This is a genomic window from Vibrio fluvialis, assembly GCF_900460245.1.
Lineage (GTDB): Bacteria > Pseudomonadota > Gammaproteobacteria > Enterobacterales > Vibrionaceae > Vibrio > Vibrio fluvialis.
The window spans coordinates 1,410,518-1,429,015 of record NZ_UHIP01000002.1; the positions used below are offsets into that span (position 1 = coordinate 1,410,518).

General features: G+C 47.3%; 19 protein-coding genes. 7 read left to right on the forward strand and 12 right to left on the reverse strand.

The genetic code is table 11. The features are described from left to right. Positions 1–51: 51 nt before the first annotated feature. Positions 52–285 (reverse strand): DUF3389 domain-containing protein, encoded by a 234-nt coding sequence (locus DYA43_RS21525; protein WP_061055648.1) that lies wholly within the window; start codon positions 283–285, stop codon positions 52–54. Beyond that, positions 286–738: a hotdog fold thioesterase gene (locus tag DYA43_RS21530; RefSeq protein ID WP_061055649.1), complete on the reverse strand. Its 453-nt coding sequence runs from the start codon at positions 736–738 to the stop codon at positions 286–288. Positions 739–909: 171 nt separating this feature from the next. Between DYA43_RS21530 and DYA43_RS21535 the strand changes: the two genes are divergently transcribed. After that, the gene (locus DYA43_RS21535; protein WP_047458243.1) at positions 910–1,698 is read left to right on the forward strand and encodes a M48 family metallopeptidase; all 789 of its coding nucleotides are present in this window, start codon (positions 910–912) and stop codon (positions 1,696–1,698) included. 141 nt (positions 1,699–1,839) lie between these two features. Continuing rightward, positions 1,840–2,406, forward strand: a complete 567-nt coding sequence (locus DYA43_RS21540) for a PhnA domain-containing protein (RefSeq protein WP_020328544.1) — start codon at positions 1,840–1,842, stop codon at positions 2,404–2,406. Positions 2,407–2,502: 96 nt separating this feature from the next. Here DYA43_RS21540 and DYA43_RS21545 read toward each other — a convergent pair whose 3' ends face one another. The 3 genes from DYA43_RS21545 to DYA43_RS21555 all read right to left on the reverse strand — a co-directional run bounded on the left by DYA43_RS21545 (position 2,503) and on the right by DYA43_RS21555 (position 6,159). After that, a complete protein-coding gene (locus DYA43_RS21545; RefSeq protein ID WP_020328543.1) occupies positions 2,503–2,694 on the reverse strand; it encodes a hypothetical protein in 192 nt (63 codons plus the stop codon). A gap of 325 nt (positions 2,695–3,019) precedes the next feature. Next, the gene (locus DYA43_RS21550; RefSeq protein WP_047458239.1) at positions 3,020–3,979 is read right to left on the reverse strand and encodes a TerC/Alx family metal homeostasis membrane protein; all 960 of its coding nucleotides are present in this window, start codon (positions 3,977–3,979) and stop codon (positions 3,020–3,022) included. A gap of 446 nt (positions 3,980–4,425) precedes the next feature. Continuing rightward, a complete protein-coding gene (locus DYA43_RS21555; protein WP_061055650.1) occupies positions 4,426–6,159 on the reverse strand; it encodes a bifunctional metallophosphatase/5'-nucleotidase in 1,734 nt (577 codons plus the stop codon). A 267-nt stretch (positions 6,160–6,426) separates the two neighbouring features. On the opposite strand from DYA43_RS21555, the gene DYA43_RS21560 reads away from it, so the two are divergent. Next, entirely contained in the window at positions 6,427–8,058 is a 1,632-nt protein-coding gene (locus tag DYA43_RS21560) for an ATP-dependent endonuclease (RefSeq protein ID WP_020328540.1), read from the forward strand. Between the two features lie 165 nt (positions 8,059–8,223). Here the strand turns inward: DYA43_RS21560 and DYA43_RS21565 are convergent, their stop codons facing one another. Both DYA43_RS21565 and DYA43_RS21570 read right to left on the reverse strand, forming a co-directional pair. Then, positions 8,224–8,718, reverse strand: coding sequence for a DUF1097 domain-containing protein (locus DYA43_RS21565; RefSeq protein WP_020328539.1), 495 nt, complete (start codon positions 8,716–8,718; stop codon positions 8,224–8,226). A gap of 184 nt (positions 8,719–8,902) precedes the next feature. Then, a complete protein-coding gene (locus DYA43_RS21570) occupies positions 8,903–9,808 on the reverse strand; it encodes a LysR substrate-binding domain-containing protein (RefSeq protein WP_020328538.1) in 906 nt (301 codons plus the stop codon). 216 nt (positions 9,809–10,024) lie between these two features. On the opposite strand from DYA43_RS21570, the gene focA reads away from it, so the two are divergent. Next, a complete protein-coding gene (gene focA, locus DYA43_RS21575) occupies positions 10,025–11,476 on the forward strand; it encodes a formate transporter FocA (protein WP_061055651.1) in 1,452 nt (483 codons plus the stop codon). Between the two features lie 92 nt (positions 11,477–11,568). On the opposite strand, the gene DYA43_RS21580 is transcribed toward focA, so the two are convergent. The 3 genes from DYA43_RS21580 to DYA43_RS21590 all read right to left on the reverse strand — a co-directional run bounded on the left by DYA43_RS21580 (position 11,569) and on the right by DYA43_RS21590 (position 13,085). Then, a complete protein-coding gene (locus DYA43_RS21580) occupies positions 11,569–12,138 on the reverse strand; it encodes a YceI family protein (protein ID WP_020328536.1) in 570 nt (189 codons plus the stop codon). Then, on the reverse strand, positions 12,135–12,674 hold the full coding sequence (locus DYA43_RS21585) for a cytochrome b (RefSeq protein ID WP_055453407.1): 540 nt from the start codon (positions 12,672–12,674) through the stop codon (positions 12,135–12,137). The genes DYA43_RS21580 and DYA43_RS21585 overlap by 4 nt, the downstream gene beginning before the upstream one ends. A 162-nt stretch (positions 12,675–12,836) precedes the next feature. Then, positions 12,837–13,085 carry a DUF2164 domain-containing protein gene (locus tag DYA43_RS21590; protein ID WP_020328534.1) on the reverse strand — a complete coding sequence of 83 codons (249 nt, stop codon included), beginning with the start codon at positions 13,083–13,085 and terminating at the stop codon, positions 12,837–12,839. A 164-nt stretch (positions 13,086–13,249) separates the two neighbouring features. On the opposite strand from DYA43_RS21590, the gene DYA43_RS21595 reads away from it, so the two are divergent. The 3 genes from DYA43_RS21595 (at position 13,250) to DYA43_RS21605 (ending at position 15,951) form a co-directional block, all read left to right on the forward strand. Further along, positions 13,250–13,885 carry a hypothetical protein gene (locus DYA43_RS21595; RefSeq protein WP_061056074.1) on the forward strand — a complete coding sequence of 212 codons (636 nt, stop codon included), beginning with the start codon at positions 13,250–13,252 and terminating at the stop codon, positions 13,883–13,885. A gap of 112 nt (positions 13,886–13,997) precedes the next feature. Beyond that, positions 13,998–14,786 (forward strand): lipase family protein, encoded by a 789-nt coding sequence (locus DYA43_RS21600; protein WP_061056075.1) that lies wholly within the window; start codon positions 13,998–14,000, stop codon positions 14,784–14,786. A gap of 355 nt (positions 14,787–15,141) precedes the next feature. Beyond that, a complete protein-coding gene (locus DYA43_RS21605) occupies positions 15,142–15,951 on the forward strand; it encodes an EAL domain-containing protein (RefSeq protein ID WP_061055652.1) in 810 nt (269 codons plus the stop codon). Between the two features lie 39 nt (positions 15,952–15,990). Here the strand turns inward: DYA43_RS21605 and DYA43_RS21610 are convergent, their stop codons facing one another. Together DYA43_RS21610 and DYA43_RS21615 are read right to left on the reverse strand one after the other, a co-directional pair. Then, on the reverse strand, positions 15,991–17,799 hold the full coding sequence (locus DYA43_RS21610) for a diguanylate cyclase (protein WP_225869407.1): 1,809 nt from the start codon (positions 17,797–17,799) through the stop codon (positions 15,991–15,993). Positions 17,800–18,175: 376 nt separating this feature from the next. Beyond that, positions 18,176–18,490, reverse strand: coding sequence for a cupin domain-containing protein (locus tag DYA43_RS21615; RefSeq protein ID WP_024375102.1), 315 nt, complete (start codon positions 18,488–18,490; stop codon positions 18,176–18,178). Positions 18,491–18,498: the final 8 nt, after the last annotated feature.

The following is an 18,498-nucleotide window of genomic DNA, read 5'->3' on the forward strand; positions in this document are numbered from 1 at the left end:
AAATGAGTTTCCCTATTTTATGGTATTTTTTCAAGTCAGAGACAGGATTCTTTAAGCGATATCACAACCCAGTTCAGCCGCTAGTTGGCGCAGTTGCTCTTCGTTGTCCAACTTCAATGACCACTTCGCTTCCGAGCCATTCACGGCCACCACATTCGCTCCGCGACCAATCAGTTCGACCGCATCACTTTGCGCCTGAAGCGTCACATGATGGTCACCTTGTAAACGGATCACCAGCTCATGCGCCGTGACGACAATTTTTCCGCTTTTAAACTCAATAACCATTTACGCCTCAGTGTTTAGTTTCTGCTTGCTGTTTTTCGCTTTCTTTACCGCCATGGTCAGGCGACTGGTGCACACCAAACGGCCGCGCTCGTCGGTCATCGTGATTTGCCAAACCTGAGTCGATACGCCCAAATGAATTGGCGTTGCCGTCCCAATCACATGACCGTCACGCATTGAGCGAATATGATTAGCATTAATATCCAGACCAACGCAGTAAGAATCATCATCCACACAGAAATTTGCCGCCACAGAGCCCAATGTTTCAGCCAGAACAACCGAAGCGCCTCCGTGCAGCATACCCAAAGGTTGATGAGTAAAATGACAAACAGGCATAGTAGCCGATACAGAATTATCCCCGATCTCGGTATAAACAATATTGAGATGATCAATCAGCGTATTTTTTGAAGTTGCATTAAGAATCTCCAGACTGATCGGTTTTTTCCAAATTTCCATAGGTAATTCCTTGAGATGAGACGCAGACAGGTGCGCAGCAAAGAAATGTGAGTGGGTTCTATTGTAACGCTCTGAATGCCAATGACAAAACCACATTCACCTTCAATTCAGCTTAAGCCATGATATTATTTGCACGTTTAATATTAACCTCTGAAAATTATGGAGCCAGCAATGCGTTCATGGTTTAAAGCTTCTTGTATTCTGACAGCGATCGGTCTGACCGCATGTGCCGCATCCCCTACCGGACGAAACCAGATTCTGCTGTTTTCGAGCAACGACATGAGCAATTTAGGCGCTCAGTCTTTCACACAAATGAAGCAAGACACACCGATTAATCAAGACGCAAAAACTAATGCTTACGTGCAGTGTGTAGCCAACGCCATCACCGCTCAAGTCCCCAAGCAAGCGGGGTTCGAACAATGGGAAGTCGTGGTGTTCAACAGTGAGCAAGTGAATGCTTTCGCCCTGCCCGGAGGCAAGATTGGCGTTTACACCGGACTGCTCAAAGTCGCGGTCAATCAAGACCAATTGGCAACGGTGCTTGGCCATGAAGTCGCACACGTACTGGCCAATCACAGTAACGAGCGCTTATCACAAACTCAGTTGGCAAGTGTCGGTTTGCAGGTAACGGATATGGCTATCGGCTCTTCAGCCTATGCTCAATACAAAGACATCACGATGGCCGCGTTGGGCGTGGGCGTTCAATACGGAGTGATCCTTCCTTACGGCCGATCTCAGGAGTCTGAAGCTGATATCGTTGGACTGGAGATCATGGCTAAAGCGGGGTTCGATCCACGCCAAAGCATCGAACTTTGGAAAAACATGGCAAAAGCGTCAGGAGGCAACCAGCCACCAGAACTGCTTTCAACCCACCCTTCGCACAGCACCCGCATTCAGGATCTGACTGCGATGATCAAAAAATTGCCGTCTTATTCTGTACCACATCCGCAGTGTGGCTGAGATAACTTAAGTCAATTGGGGTTATTTGCATCAAATCAATACAAATAACCCATTGATTTGCCGCGTTTGATGCAATACCCCTTTAAATCTTGTGCGTAAAGTGGATAATACGCGCTTACGAAATTTTACAAGGTGGGTATTATGTCTACTGAAGCAACGCTACTTGAACGCTGCGAATCTAAATGTGAACTCTGTTCTGCAGAGTCACCGCTAACTCCTTTTGTGGTTGCACCACACACGCAAATTACTGTGGATCACGCAGTGATGCTTTGCGATACCTGTAAAGGTCAAATCGAAGACCCAGACACAGTAGATGCAAACCACTGGCGCTGCCTGAATGACAGCATGTGGAGTCAGGTTACGCCTGTTCAGGTGTTGGCTTGGCGTCAACTGAAGCGCCTGGCGACTTCTGAAGGCTGGGCTCAGGATCTGGTCGAAATGATGTACATGGACGAGGAAACTCAGAAATGGGCAGAAATCGGCATGGACGATGACGCAGAGAAACCACTGGACGTGAACGGCGTTGAGCTGAAAAAAGGCGATGACGTAACCGTGATTAAAGATCTGCCAGTAAAAGGTTCCAGCATGGTGATCAAACAAGGTACTGCGGTACGCGGTATCGCACTGACCGATGATCCTAAACACATTCAGGGTAAAGTGAACGGTCAAACGATGTACATTATTGCGGAATACTGCCGCAAGAAGTAATTCAGAAAAAGCGCGGCTCCGGCCGCGTTTTCTTTATCTGTCATAAAGTGCCAATAAAAAAGCCGACATCACTGTCGGCTTTTTTTTGTGTTCAGCTTAGCGTGATAAACCAATATCACGTTGCATGTGGCTAGATAGTTCTGCACTGTAGTAGCTGCGAGTTTGCTGGCTATCAACAAACAGAATATCAACCAAATGTTTCATCAATCCTTTGAAGTTAACCGGGTAGGTTTTTTTATCCATAGAGGTTGGTGCTGTAACAGTACCCAAATGCATTGCTTGTGCCATGTGAGCCTCTCTTAAATAAATCGGTAACTTACTGTGTTGGCTCGAATATTAGGCAAGTTTGTTCGAATAAAAAAATGACAAAAATTGGCCATTCGGATTAGTTAAACTTATGAAACAAGGTGATAACAATCGCAAAAATACCCATTCAGAAATGACGCATTTTTAGTCATTTAAATTGCTGCCATCAGCATAATTAACGCGTGAGCATTTTAAATGGTCACAACCGCATACAATTATTTTACATCTAAATATCTGAAAAAATTTGATCCGGAGATAAAACGGTGTTCACCGCCAGGTTGATACCTCACTGGCATCGAATGCGTTTCTAATCCTCTGATTTTACTTGTCTCAATCTGGTCTCGGCGTGACCTCTTATCATCGACGCAATCACCGCAGTCACCATGGTGAATAACAAAACCAACAAGGAGACAGGCGTTGGGATCTCCCAGACAGATCCTACAAGTAACATTTTCACCCCAATAAACATCATGATGAAAGATAACGCAGGTTTGAGGTAGATAAACTTATCCATCATTCCCTGAAGAACAAAGTAAAGAGACCGTAATCCAAGTAATGCGAATACGTTGGCAGCCAACACCAAAAACGGCTCCTGCGTCACCGCAAAGATGGCCGGGATAGAATCCAGCGCAAACATTACATCCATGAAGGCAATCACACCAACGACTATCAACATCGGAGTCGCCCACCAGCGATGGTTGTGGCGAATCCACAATGCATTGCCGGCATAACGGTCCGACACAGGGAAAATACGGCGAATCAAGCGTTCAGGAAGCGGGTTGATCTCTTCGTCACCGTTATCGCGCGCCAACTGGATACCCGTCCAAATCAAGAACAGAGCAAAGACATACAGTAACCAATGATATTTGGCCAACAGTTCAGCCCCTACCATGATCATGACGGCCCGCAGAATCAGAGCACCGATCACCCCCCACAACAGCGCACGAGGCCGTAAATGCTCCGGTACCGCATACTGGTGAAAAATGATGGCAAACACGAACAAGTTATCGACGCTAAGTGATTTTTCTAGCAGATAGCCCGTCAGAAACGCAACAGTGGCTTTTTCTGCACTGTAATCACTGGCAGGCGCATAAAATTCCCAGCAGAAATAAATACTGACGGCGAAAGCAAAAGCAAGCACGAACCAAAACAGACTCCAGACGACCGCGCGCTTTAACGTCACCGCGCCGCCTCGGGTTTGCCAAATATCGAGAGAGACTAAAGAAAGGGTCAGGATAGCGAATCCTGCATAGGTTATCGGGGTCATACAATCCTCCATAAGCGGAAGGATCGAAAACAGACACACCACGACACCTTCCGCATAGCAACGACCACTGCTCTAAAGCAGCGTTGAATGCGTTGGTCTCGTCGAAGCGGCTGATCTGTTGTTCAACAGTTCAGGCACTCATACTTGCCGGATAAGCCTAAGCTTAACGTGATGACGACAAGTAAACCGGTGGCGACTACTCCCCAAACAGGGCAATTCTATGCCCTCAGTTTCATCAGGTCCAGACCAAGATCAAAAAAGGAGCGATTCCCGCTCCTTTTTGTCAGATTCCGGCAAATGGCAGTATATAAACTAATGCTGACCATACCCCGACCCATGCTACGACAACTAGCGTGTCCAGCCAGTCTTTACTCCACATCTTTTCCCCCTTCAATTTCCGAGTTGAGAAACTGAGACAAAAAAGAGTCAGCAAAGAGTATGCCAAGCTAGTTTAGCCCGTTTACCGCCAGTGATTTACCCGGTTGCAACAAATCCGGCTGCTCAGACAACGTCTCAATAAACGCATCCGCCATCGAAACCGTCGTGATAATCCCCTCGCCCTGCATGTTCACCAGCGCGTCGTAACCCTCTTTGCCTTTCATGGTGTAGGCCGACGATGTACCGCAATAAATGCCATTAGGGTCAACGGGTTGCCACTGATTTTCTATGAAAATATGCAGTCGGCTGATACGCTGCCCCATCGGTTTTTCCGCATGATACTGGAACGACAGGTTGCTGGTGTACGGGTAACTGCCCGAACCAGTACCAGAAACGCCATTATTCGTCGCGTTATTGATTGCCCCTTCCAGCGTACTGGCAATGGTTTGCCCCGAGACTTTATACACACCGATCGGAACGGCAAACGGAAGCAGTTTTCCGGCAATATCGGCAACCGTCACTTCCCCCGGAAGAATCGAGGTGCGAACACCGCCTGCGTTGTGAATCGCAAACTGAACCTGATGACCCCGTTGGCGCATTGCATAGACAAATGATTTTGCCACCAGCGGTGCCAGTTCACTCGGGCCATCTTCATCAGGAATACGCACGTGACGCAGTTTCTCCGGCGCTTTCGCAATCACCTGGCTCTGCAGCTCACGTACGCGAGGGATGTATTTATTGATCAAAATCCCCTGCACTTGCGGATCTTTCTTACACACCACCACATTCGGGTGATTGTTAACATACTCACACGCCTGCAAATGCGCTGAATCGCTGCCCGCTTCATTCATGCTGGCATCCAGGAACAGACGTCGGCCCAGCAGCAGCTCGTTACGACCTTCGAAGTGCACGACTTTGCCGTTCTGGTCAAAGTCAATATGGCAGTGTCCAAGCGCCAACGCGTATAACCCGGCCTGAACTACGTAAGTCCCGTTGATAAACTGGCCGTATTCGTCTTCTTTCGAGAGCCCCAGCGCGCTAAAGTCGCCCTGCAGCACATGACTGTGTCCGCCCACAATCACACTGATGCCATCCACTTGCTCTGCGATCTCTTTGTCGACATCGTAACCTAAGTGGCTGACTAAAATAATTTTGTTGATGCCTGAACGCTGAATCTCTGCCACGGTATTGCGAGCAGTCTGCAGCGAATCGACAAACGGAGTGTCAATATCCGGGTTGGCGATATCGGCCATTTTATCCAGTGATACCCCGAATATGGCCACTTCACTGTCATCGACAGATTTTGTCACCCAATTAGCACAACGGCGCGCAGCATCAAACGCTTTGACGTTGTTGTTGTCCGACAAACGATAAGTTTTGTTGGTACGTTCAGCAGATAAGTCCCAGTTGCCCGCCAGCAACGGGAAATTGATTCGTTTGGCAAATTGAGCCACTGGCTCGTTGCCCATGTCCAATTCATGATTGCCCAGCGTCATCGCATCAATACCCAACGCGTTGAGCATGTCGGCATTGGCTTTCCCTTTAAACAGGGAAAAGTACAAGGTGCCCTGGAAACAGTCACCGGCATGAACAAACACGAAGCCCCGCTTCATACGCGCTGCATCGTCTTTGAGCTGTTGAATGCGTGTTGCGATGCGTGCGAATCCACCTGCACTCACGAAAGGGGTCAGCGTTTGGCCGTTGATGTCCAGTGTCAGTTGCAGGGAAGTCGGTTCGAAATAGGAGTGGGTATCGTTGATGTGTGCCAGAGTGACGGATGTAATCTCTTTTGTTCTTTTCATACTTTCTTTCTCTTTTCTTTCACTCTCATCCTAGCGCACCGATCATGACAGAATCGTGACTTTTATGAAATGGCTTTGAAAAGAAACTTAACGTATTTGATGTTTGTCACCCTTTACGCGTCGGTAAAGATTCGGCATTGCTCGCTGTAAGACACTGAATTTGTGATACATACATACTATTCTGTGAGTTAAGGTTCTGCCTTAGGCTTCTTTTTCCTTTATTCTTAAAGAAAACTCAACGCAGATAACCAAAAGGAAGTTGAGCCTATGCATTTAGAGCGAATAGAAGTATCTGGTTTTCGTGGCATTCGTCGTTTATCGCTCACTCTGGATGAACTCACAACGTTAATAGGCGAAAATACTTGGGGTAAATCTTCCCTGCTGGATGCGCTTTCAGTGATGTTGCCGGCCAATGGCCAGCCGTATCAATTCGAGTTGCAAGACTTCCACGTCGACTACTCCATCTCGCACCCACAAACTCAGGATATTCAGATCATCCTCAGTTTCGTCGCGTCCGATGCGAAAGAGCATCGTGCCGGGCGTTACCGCAATCTCAAACCGGTTTGGCGTGAAGACGATAACGGCCAGCACCGCATTATTTATCGCGTGAGCGGCTCGCGAGTGCAATACAATATCACCACTGATTACGCATTCCTCGATCTCGACGGAAATCCGATTCCGATTCATCATACTGAAGTACTGGCCAAAGAGCTGATGAGTCTGCATCCGGTCATTCGTCTGCGTGACTCACGCCAGTTTGATCGCCCGTTCGACAGCAAAAATGGCGTCAGCTCTCGGGTCGAAAAACGCATCAATAATACGGCTAGGCGTTTGATGGCCATTCCTGGTCACGTCAACAAAGGCGAAATGCGCAGCAGCTTAAATGCCATGCACGCTCTGGTAGAACACTACTTTTCGTTTAAAAGCCAGAGTCGAAAGAATCCTCGGCGCGAGCGCGAAAGTCTGGTGTATGGTTCCCCGGCCAACGAAAAAAGCCTGACGCAAATTGTTGACGAAACGAAGAATCGGCAAACTCGATTGCTGCTATTAGGATTATTGAATGCCTATCTGCAGGCAAAAGGCCCACATGAGCTGCGACGCTTTGCGCGTCCGATTCTCATCGTTGAAGACCCTGAAGGTCGTCTGCACCCCACTCACCTTGCCCGCGCCTGGAGCCTGCTCGAACTGCTGCCAATGCAGAAGATTCTGACCACCAACAGCGGAGATTTGCTTGGCTCTGTGCCACTGCATTCCATACGACGCTTAGTGAGAAAATCCGATAAAACAGTCGCGACCAGCATGCCGCTGAAAGGTTTGAGCCGTGACGAACTCAGACGCATTGGTTTCCACATTCGCTTTCATCGTTCGGGCGCGCTCTATGCGCGCTGCTGGCTATTAGTGGAAGGCGAAACGGAAGTCTGGCTGTTCAGCGAGTTGGCGCGTCAATGCGGCTACAACCTGGCAGCCGAAGGTGTACAAATTATTGAGTTTGCGCAATCAGGTTTGAAATCGTTGATCAAAGTCGCCAAAGCGTTTGGTATTGAATGGCACGTAGTGACCGATGGTGACGCGGCAGGTAAAAAGTACGCAGCGACAGTTCAAGGTATGCTTGGCCATGATCAGGAGCGTCACCGCTTAACGGAACTGCCTGACCGTGATATTGAACACTTCCTTTATTCACACGGCTTTGAGTTCTTTTTCAAAGACATGGTAAAGATCCCACATGATCATCCGATCCCGGCCAAAAAAGTCGTGACGAAGGTACTGAAGAAGCATGCTAAACCGGATTTGGCATTAGCTATTGTTTCACACTGCGAAGAGAATGGCGTTGATTGTATTCCGGTACTTCTGCGCTGGACACTGAAGCGGGTCATTACCATGGCCAATGGCAACACCTGATATCGCCACCGCATAAAAAAAGGCACACATTCCTGTGTGCCTGGTATCAATGCAGTTCAGAACAAAGGGACAGTCAACTGAACGCCAATATCAAATAAACTGATAATTCGATACAAATTAATCGGGGGTGTCTTTTCTCAGAAGCAAGAGGTAAGCCGAGCGCCGTTAGGCAACGTGCTCCGCTTTGTTTAACTCTTTATTAAGATCGGACTGTTTTGATCGCTGATGCAGCCAAACGCCGCTCGATTTCATCAGGTAGCCAAACAGCCCACCCAAGAATAGTGAAGGAATGACGAGCTTCCAGTCGCCACTGGCGGCAAACGTCGCACATGAACCGATGAAGGTTCCAGGAATGTACGCGAGCCACTGTTTACTGGCCTGAATGCACATGAAAAATGCAACAACCGCAGTAATGACATACCCCAGAATTTCAATGCCAACGTAGTCAGAAGCTTCAATAATCACCATCGCCCAAAATACGCCGCTAAGATTGGTCAGCAGGCTTTCACCTAAACCTCTCAATCCGTCTTTCGGCGAGGCAAAGTAGCTGGTACATCCAAGAAAGCCAGCCCATGATAGTAGTCCAAGTGAAACGGCTACCCAGCCCCAAATACCCGACAGAATTCCTGTAGTCAGTGAAATAGCGAACAGTGTGCTCATAATACCCTCTGCGAAGTTTCCACCCCATAAGGATGGTCACATCAGTGAATCAAGCGAGAATACTAAGAGCTAAAACACACCTTTACCAGTGATATTGATCACATTAAATATGCAAACTATAAATGAATATCATAAAAATCGTGACGCAAACGGTAAATCAACAGATTTAGGAAATATAAAACACCTATAGAACTGAAGGTCTTCCTTTCATCATTCGCAGCCCTTCCCGCTTTATGCACTCTGCTAACGGGTTCTCAGACATGTCCGCACGCCACACAAACGACAACGTCCGCTCCATATTCAATTCTGGCACATTCAGAGCGACAAGTTGTCCACTCTGAATATATCGCTCGACGTCCAGATAAGGCAGACACGTGAGATAAGAACCGTTTGCGACCAAGCTGCGCAGTACCGGTACATGCTCGTATTCACGCCATACGTCGAGATCGGCGATTAATTTGTGAATGGAGCTATCAAACGTTTTGCGAGTCCCTGATCCATGTTCGCGCAGAACCCATTTAGCCTGCTCCAACTGCGCCAGGCTGACAAAATCACGCTTGGCAAATGGATGATGGGCGGACGCGACAACCGTCAGATGGTCACGACACCACACTTCCTGATGAATTCGATTGTCATCACATCGTCCTTCAATAATGCCAAGATCATACTTGTAATCGAGAATCCCCTCGATAACCCCCTGAGTACTTTTCACACCCAGTTCAATTCGAATCTCTGGAAAGTCACTATCAATAATACTGATAAGGTCTGGAACTAGGTGTTCAGCGGGAGTTTGGCTTGCCCCCAAGCGTATTTCTCCACTGAGTAAATGCTGGTCATAAAAACCCATTTCGATTTGCTGTGCGTCCTGCAGCAGCTTCTTGGCTTTAGGGCGCAGCCACATTCCCCAATGGGTCAAAGCCATCTGCTTACCCTGCCTTTCAAATAAAGGCCTGCCAAGCATTTTTTCCAACTGAGCTAAAGACATGCTAGTCGCAGATTGTGTCAGAGCAAGCTTATCCGCTGCTGCACTGACACTGCCACAATCAGCGACCGCTTCAAATACGGCTAATTGTTTCAATGAATATCGCACTGCTTTTCCTATGTGTTCTGTGATTGAACAGCTTGTCTATGCGCAAGCGGTTTCATTTTACTGGTTAAGTTTCTTATATCAATACAATTGATGTGGATAAGAAAAATTATCAATTTTACCTGTAGGGCTTCTGTCCCTAATCTGATTTCAACGCAGCACATAACGTGTTGTTTTACATAAGGAGGTAATACATGAACATCAGTTGGGGGAGCGAATATGTCTGCAGCCTACTCTGAAAATCAAAATTATTTTTCGCCCTACGAAATGATGGCGGAAGCAGAGAAGTTCGCATTGAGCAAAGCAAAAAAGACCAGTGGCATGACACTCAGCCTTGCTGTCATGGCCGGTGCATTCATAGGACTGGCTTTCTTGTTTTACATCACAGTAACCACTGGCAGTGGAAGTGCCGGATGGGGTCTGAGCCGTTTGGCTGGTGGCCTGGCATTCAGCATGGGCTTAATACTGATTGTCATTTGTGGTGGCGAGCTCTTCACCAGCTCCGTGCTGTCCAGTATTTCCTGGGCGAATAAACAGATCAGCTTCGGCAAGATGCTGTCCATCTGGGGCAAGGTCTACGTGGGTAACTTTATTGGTGCGATGTTCTTGCTGGCATTAGTGAGCGCAGCGGGTTTATACCAGCTCGATCACGGCCAATGGGGCTTGAATGCACTGAACATCGCCCAGCACAAACTCCATCACACCATGTTGCAGGCCTTTGCGTTGGGTGTGCTGTGTAACCTGCTCGTTTGTCTCGCTATCTGGTTGACCTTCAGCTCGGCGAATGCGATGACCAAAGCAGCCATGACCATTATGCCCGTGGCGATGTTTGTCTCCAGCGGCTTTGAACACTGTGTCGCCAACATGTTCATGGTCCCACTCGGTATTGTTATCCATTACTTCGCGCCTGAAAGCTTTTGGCAGCAAGTGGGGATGAATCCGGCTCAATACGCCGACTTAAACGTTACACAATTTATCACCGCTAACCTCATTCCCGTTACGCTCGGCAACATTGTTGGTGGTGCAGTTCTGGTGGGATTGGCCAACTGGGTTATCTACCGCCGCCCTCATCTGAAAGTGGCCAGTGTTGCCACCATTACGGAAACCACCAATATCAAGTCACTGAAGGACGCTATGATGAAAAATACCCTAACTGTTAAAGACATGATGAATGCTCAACCTGTCACTCTGAGCGTAGAACAACCAACAGCAGTGGCTGTGGATACGCTGGTTGAACACCATTTAAATGCTGCGCCAGTGGTGGATGTTGAAGGTCGTTTGGTGGGTATTCTGTCCACACACGACATTATGGTTGATTTGTGGTGTCAGGATTACATTCCGGCAGACGAACAAAAAGTCGTAGACCTGATGACACGCGACGTGATTGCCATCGACGTCAACGACAAACTGGTCGATGTGGCTGAATTCTTCTGTATCGATAAAGAGCAGCTGTTCCCAACCACTAACATGGGCATAGCAACCCGCTTTAACTCTCTCTCACTCGAAGAGCGCGCGAAAAGTATGAAAGTCAGCAAACCGCATGTGCTGCCTGTTCTGGAAAACGGTAAGTTTGTCGGCGTGTTGGAACGCAATCATGTACTGGCAGCATTGAGACCGATTTACGGCGAGCGTCTGAGTGTCGTCGAAGAACAAGAACTGGCCCGCGCCTAATTTACAACACGAATAAGTCAGACGGCTAAGTAAGACAAAGCCCCCCGTTGTCTCTAGAGACAAGGGGGCTTTCTTCTGTCAGAGCGAAAGAATTACTTCTTCACACCTTCGATGTACAGCTGCATGTCCGCGTAAGATGTCGGGCCCATCACCGCAATATCAAAATCTTTCAGTTCAAGACGAGTTGTGCCGCTAAAACCAGCGCGCTCACCGCCCCATGGATCTTTACCTGCACCGATGAATTCAGCATCAATAGTAATTGGCTTGGTGTGACCATGTAACGTCAGATCGCCCATCACTTCCAGTTTGCCATCACCTTTATCGACCACTTTGGTGCTGGTAAAGGTCGCTGTTGAGTATTTTGCAGCGTCAATGAAGTCTGAACTGCGAATGTGCTTATCACGCTCAGCATGGTTTGAATCCAGGCTGGTCGTATCAACCGTTACGCTTACTTTAGATGCAGCAACGTTTGCTGGGTCGTAAGAGAATTCACCGCTAAATGTATTAAAACGACCCATTGTAAAGCTGTAGCCGAGATGGCTAACTTTAAAGTTTACCGATGCGTGTGCACCTTTTGTGTCAATCACATAGTCCGCTGCGCTAGCGCCGAATGGCATTACCATTGCCAATGCTAAGCCCGATGCCAATAACGTCTTTTTCATTTTGATGCTCCTATCATTTTGCGTAGCGTATTATCTTGGTTAATAAAGTGGTGCTTCAAAGCAGCCGCAGCATGCAGTACCGCCATCGCAATCAATGTCCACGCTGCATACTCGTGGATCAAACCTGCTAAGTCGGCTTGCCCTTCGAACAGCGCACCCGCGCCAGGAACGGTAAACCAGTTAAACACGTCGATTCCACGGCCATCTTCTGTTGAAATCAAATAGCCTGATACAAACAGAATAATCAAATCTAAGTAGATGAAACCATGAGCTAATTTTGCTGATGCTTTTTCCCAGCTTGCCCCTTCAACCCTAGGTGACAACGTCACCAATTTCCACACAATGCGGAATATAGTCAGGGCAATTAATAAGATGCCGACCGATTTATGCCAGTGTGGTGCCGTTTGGTACCATTGACTGTAATACGATAAATCGACCATCCAGATACCGGCAGCAAACATACCGACAACAACCACCGCTGACAGCCAGTGGATAAGCTGAGAAGTTCGGTTGTAATGGGTGACTTCTGTACTCATGATATTTCTCTCATTGGTAGTCAGTACAACAATAATCAACGGCAAGCATATCGGTTACTACATATTCGTAACAGAGTATTTACCAAGATTTACGCAGCGAATAGACGACTGGATTGATGAAGACGTTCGAATAATTTGAAGTGGCAGGTTAAAAAGACGTTTTTAAAATTCACTTTCTTTTTCAATTTGATAGAGCTCATCAGCGATATCAAGCATTTTGCGCTCAACCACAGATTGGGCATCAGAAACACCTCGGTTATAGTAAAATGGCCCTATCTTATTTGTAACAAAATCTAACAGGAACCAGGCATCAAACTGCTCCAGCTCAATATCGAGCTCATCGGCACAAAACTTTTGCAGTGCAGAAGCCAGTTCCTCACGCTGTTGTTGAGTAAAAGATACGTCACTCATGGCAGGTTTCCTTCGGCGTTGTTGATAAGCGTGATCATTTTTCAGCCAATTATTCATCAGCACAGAGAATAAAGGTGCAAAAGATCAAGAAGTGGTCATTTGCCGCTAGTGGCAAACAGTAACTGTGATAATCTTACCTAGCTTTCGTAATGGAGAACAACGAGTTGTTACTGGACATCCTCACTCAAAGTGTCAATGAATTCCAGGCAGACTGCTTAAAGCTGTGTGAAAAGCACTACCCGACGATTCACAATCAGGGAATGAGTGAACATCATCTCGGCTTAGCCTTTGCCCGCCGTCTGGCACGTACGCTGACAGAATTTGGCCATCGCTGCGAATACGCGCCCATCGAATCGGTTTATCAGACAGAACAACCCCACCATTACCGAATCAGCAGTGATGCCGGGACAGTTTGGGTTCTTACGCATCATATGGTCAGCGCAGGCAAAACATGCCGAGACAAACTTATGCGCGACATTACCCAATGGAAGCAGGAATACGGCTACGCCATTCAACCCAATGATTTGTTGCTGTTGTTGACGGATCACTGGATCAGCCGCAGCCAGAAAAGCCGCGAACTGCTGCATTGGTGGACCGGACAACTTCCCGATGAAATCGAAGATTACAGCGCACAAGGCATCACACTGTATGAAAGCGAATCGCAACTGACTCAAGCTTTGGACACCTTTTTCAATATCAGCCCCTGCTATATTAAGTTTGGTCATCCGCTGAAACGCTCCAAAAATCAACAGTTGGTACGGAAATACATTCAGTTATACGCCGTCCTGCAATGGGCCTGATCCCTGAAAGAGCCGTGAAGTCCCCGACTTTCACGGCTTTTTTTCATCCGTCACATAAGCTTCATCTTGATGTCGCATAGTGTCAGCCAAAGCCACTGGATATGACACTGATGTGAAGAGCCTCAAGCGCTATCAATATGAACGATATGCAGTTTTATGTAATTTGGCCTATCCGCGCGTGTTCAAACAAACCAACTATGGGTTTGATCCCAACGGCCAGCGCATTGTTTATAACCGCGTTGGAAAAATCATGATGCGAGTGCTGTGGAGCAAACGCGATGACGAGGCGATCGTCGTAATCAAAGGCTCTCACTCTCTGGTCGACTGGTTGCTCAATTTGGGTATGTGGAAACGTAATACTAGGGAACTGGGACTCAGTTATCCGATACACGCGGGCTATCACTATCTGATCAATCAGGAAAGCTTACCGGGTTACAACAGTGACAAGTTGGGTCTTGCGGTTTACGAGCGATTGTTAAGTTATGTCGAGCCACTGATCGCCCAAGGCAAACAGATAACGATCACCGGACACTCATCAGGAGGTGCGATTGGTTGCGTACTCGCAGATATGCTGGAGCAACGATACCCAAAGCGCATAAAACGTGTCGTGACTTTTGGCCAACCAGCGATTGGCGGCTATCGATTTCACAAACACTATCGCCTGTCTCACCGCACTTATCGTGTGTGTTGCGATTTGGATATAGTGACCTTCTTACCGCCGATTCCGCTTTATTACTGGCACGTAGGAAAACTGCTCTGGCTCCATAATGGCAAGATCTATGAAAACACACCCACGTTTATTCGGTTGGGAAGATCTTTGGTTTCATGGTTAATAAGGCCATTTTCCTATCATTTGATGAGCCGCTACATACGCAACAAAGATTTTTTTGATGAACGATGAAATGTATAAATTTGAACTTCGTCCCTATTTATCCGCAACTTACCTAATGATTACACAGCAACACTCGCCCCCTGCCACAGATGTAAGGCTAAAAAATCGTGAACATGACGTTATGTGATATGGCTCGACATGATTTAACTCTATGTAAACTAATGTGTTATTTCATAAGCCAGCATACATTAGATCATAAAACGATCAAAATAGACGTTTTGATCCACTAGCCTTTGATCTGCTCCAAATTTAAGTGTTTTATCTGGTTGACACGATCGGCTCTTCGTCAATATTATGACCATGTCAAAATAAACACGGCATGGACGCGTCAGCACCGTGATTACTCAAGGATATCGAAAATTGTATGATTCTCACTGAGCCACAGCAGTATCAGCAATACGTCACATTTGATATGGATGGGCAATATATTGCTCACTACAAAGGCTTAACACTGCGTAGCGTTTTTCAACCTATCTTCTCAAGGACTCAGAGAATGGTTGGCGTTGAAGCTCTGGTACGCATTCATACCCATTACCATACGCAAATTCGGCCAGACATTTTCTTTCATTCAGACCAATATGGCCTGATTGATAAACTGAATGTCGAATATTTGAGCCGTATTCTCCACCTGCGTAATTTCTCCATTTCATGCTTCCGCCACTTAAAACTCTTTCTCAATGTACTTCCGCTTAGTGGGAATGCCGTCAATCAAAGTATCAGCGACAGTTTATTGTCCCACCGTTTAGATGAGCTGGGCTTATCTCATGACCAAGTCGTCATGGAGCTGGTAGAGCTCGCTTCTGATGATGATGTTCAGTTGCAACGAGCTACGCGTCAGTTGTCGACACACGGATATAGGATTGCAATCGATGATTTTGGTTGTCAGGCCTCTAATCAGGCCCGCGTTGATTTACTGTGTCCTGACATTATCAAGTTTGACCGCCATTTATTGGCGGAGTATATGCAAGGTAATACCGCACTGTTGCTCAACGCGATGAACGTTGCCAAGCGAGCCAACGCTATGACGGTTGTAGAAGGTATTGAAACTGAATCGCAACTGCGTGCAATGCAGGCATTGGATATTGATATGTTTCAGGGTTATTACCTGGGCATGCCAGAAGCGATTGTTCCTATTGGTGGCAGCGCATCAATCAAAATGGCCATCGGCCAATAAAAAAGTGGCCGACCATCTGTATCGACCACTTTTATTTATTCACATCGTAACGGATTCAGGAAAGTCGCTTTCCGATACCACCACCACGCCGTTTTTCCCATTATGCTTGATGTCGTACATCGCTGCATCGGCAGCTCGCAGAGCCGTCGACAGTGTGTGACTCTCAACCTGACATAATGAAACACCGATACTTGCCCGTACATTCACCAACACACCAGGTTTGATGGCGACAGGTTCCGAGATTACGGCCAATAACGTCTCCCCAAGAGCTTCAAGCTCGGCGATAGAAGTCACCGTTTGGCCGGCCAGAAGAACAACAAATTCATCCCCACCCAAGCGACCTAAACCTGCAGTATCACTGAGTTGTTTTTTCATTCTCAGCGCCAGTGTTTGCAGCAACATATCTCCCGCTTCATGGCCGTAAAGATCGTTGACGGGTTTAAATTCATCAAGGTCGATTAGAACCACAACTGCGGCGTCATCTTCATGACGAGTTTGCAATTTGAGTTTCTCGAAATATTTATTGAGGCCACGGCGATTGAGAATACCGGTCAGAGGGTCTACCGTCACGTGCACTTCCAATTGACTCTTCGCCTGCTCAAGTTCCGCCGTACGTGCGGCAACGCGGGTTTCCAGTACTTTTTCTTGTTCGATCAAAGTGTTGACCAAATCGGCCTGTGCTTTCTCTTTCTGACGCTTGAGATCGTTAAATTTTGCCACCAACGCGAAAGAGAGCAGCAACATCTCAACTGCCGAACCAATTTGCATGCTGTATACGGTAAAGAAATTTGATGGCAGTAACCCGGCATTACGGATTGCCAGTAGCGACGTGCCCACCAGCAACAAAGCCCAAGCCAATACAAATATTCTGGCGGCCGGGATCTTCAGCCGCACCGCTGCGATCCCCACCGACAGTAAACTCACCGTGGTCAGGACCGCCTGAATCGACATAATTTTGAACGCCAGAGGAATCTCGGTAAACCAGGTCGCCACGACACAAACGCCCCAGACACCAATCGCCGCAAGTACAAACTTATCCCAGCGCGGCGCGAAAGTCGCGAGATTGAGGAAACGGCGGGCAAACATTAATGCAAGAGTTGCCGCAATGCTATAGCCAGTTGGCACCACACGATCTGACGCATGTGTCACGTCCGGCCATAGCAGCAACGGACCAATACCATTCATGCTGGAAGCAGCGAGAGCGAAGGTGAACACAAAACTGGCGTACAGCAGGAAAATACGTTGTCGCAAACCGATAAACAGCAGCAAGTTATAGCTACCCAGCGCGATCAACATGCCGTAATACAAAGACAGCACCACCAGTGTGCGGGTATCAGACTTGGCATGCGCCTGCTGCGTCATCAGGTTCACGCTCATCGCCAAAGCGGCATGACTCGCTCCGCGAATATAGATAGTGGCGTGCTCTCCCGGTTGGAAAGAAACGGGAAATGCGGGTTTACGACTGGCAAGTGGCCATTGGTTGACTGGCACATCCCGTCCGGAATAGAAGGTTTCAATCCCTTGGTCGGAAACAATATAAAAGCGCACATCATCCAGGTAAGCGTATTGAAACTCTAACACCCAGTTTTGACTGGTTTTAAATTCGGATGACAAATCCAACTTGAGCCAAATCGCACTGTCGGTATAACCAAAGTTCATTTCCTGCGTATGCATTGTGGTTTTGAACTTATGACTTAACTTGAGTACATCTTGAATGGCTAGCTGAGCCGACGTATCGCTCAGGTATTCGGCTTTGCCACTCAGAGGAATCACTGTGGCACTTTGGTCATTCAGTACCAGTCTGGACTGCGCAAGAGCCTGCGGTATCCCCACACAAAGAGACAGCATAAAGAAAGCCATTATGCCCAAAACGACTTTAGGCAACTGATATGTTGCTGTGATAAGTCTGATCTTTACTGACGTAGAATGAGCTCGAACCAGCGTCAACCATGAATGATGGTGAACGATATTCTGATGTGGTAACGGTGCCACTTTTATATTCCGCTCTAATGATGGTTTTTAAATGAAGTGGGTAGTATATCCAACTTACAAAACCATGCCGAAACGTTTTTCAGTCAATCTGATATTTAGTGCAAAATAGCGACACGTTCACAGCAAAAGTCGATCACTTTAAGAATGACATACGCTAAACTCACTCAAGTTTTTGAGCGTCATTACGTTCAATGACTCATAATTAGTGACAGCGTCACCAGATGTAACACCACTAGTCCTGATAAAATACCGCCAGCCAGAGTGTGACCTGATCGGGCGATGTGTAGCATACTTTATGTCGAGTGTGTGCCGGAATATTGAGGTAATCTCCCACATTCAGTGTTGTTGACTCACCATTGTCAAACTCGACCGTACCACAGCCCTGCAGTACCAACACCCATTCATGTTCGTCCTGATCGTACCAACCGCTTTCCGGGGATGTGTGACCTTTTGACAAGATACGTTCTATACGCACATGGTGATGGCGTAGCAAGTCAGTAAACTGCTCGTTAAGCAACTCAGCGGGTATGGTCTCAAACAGATTCATGAAATCAC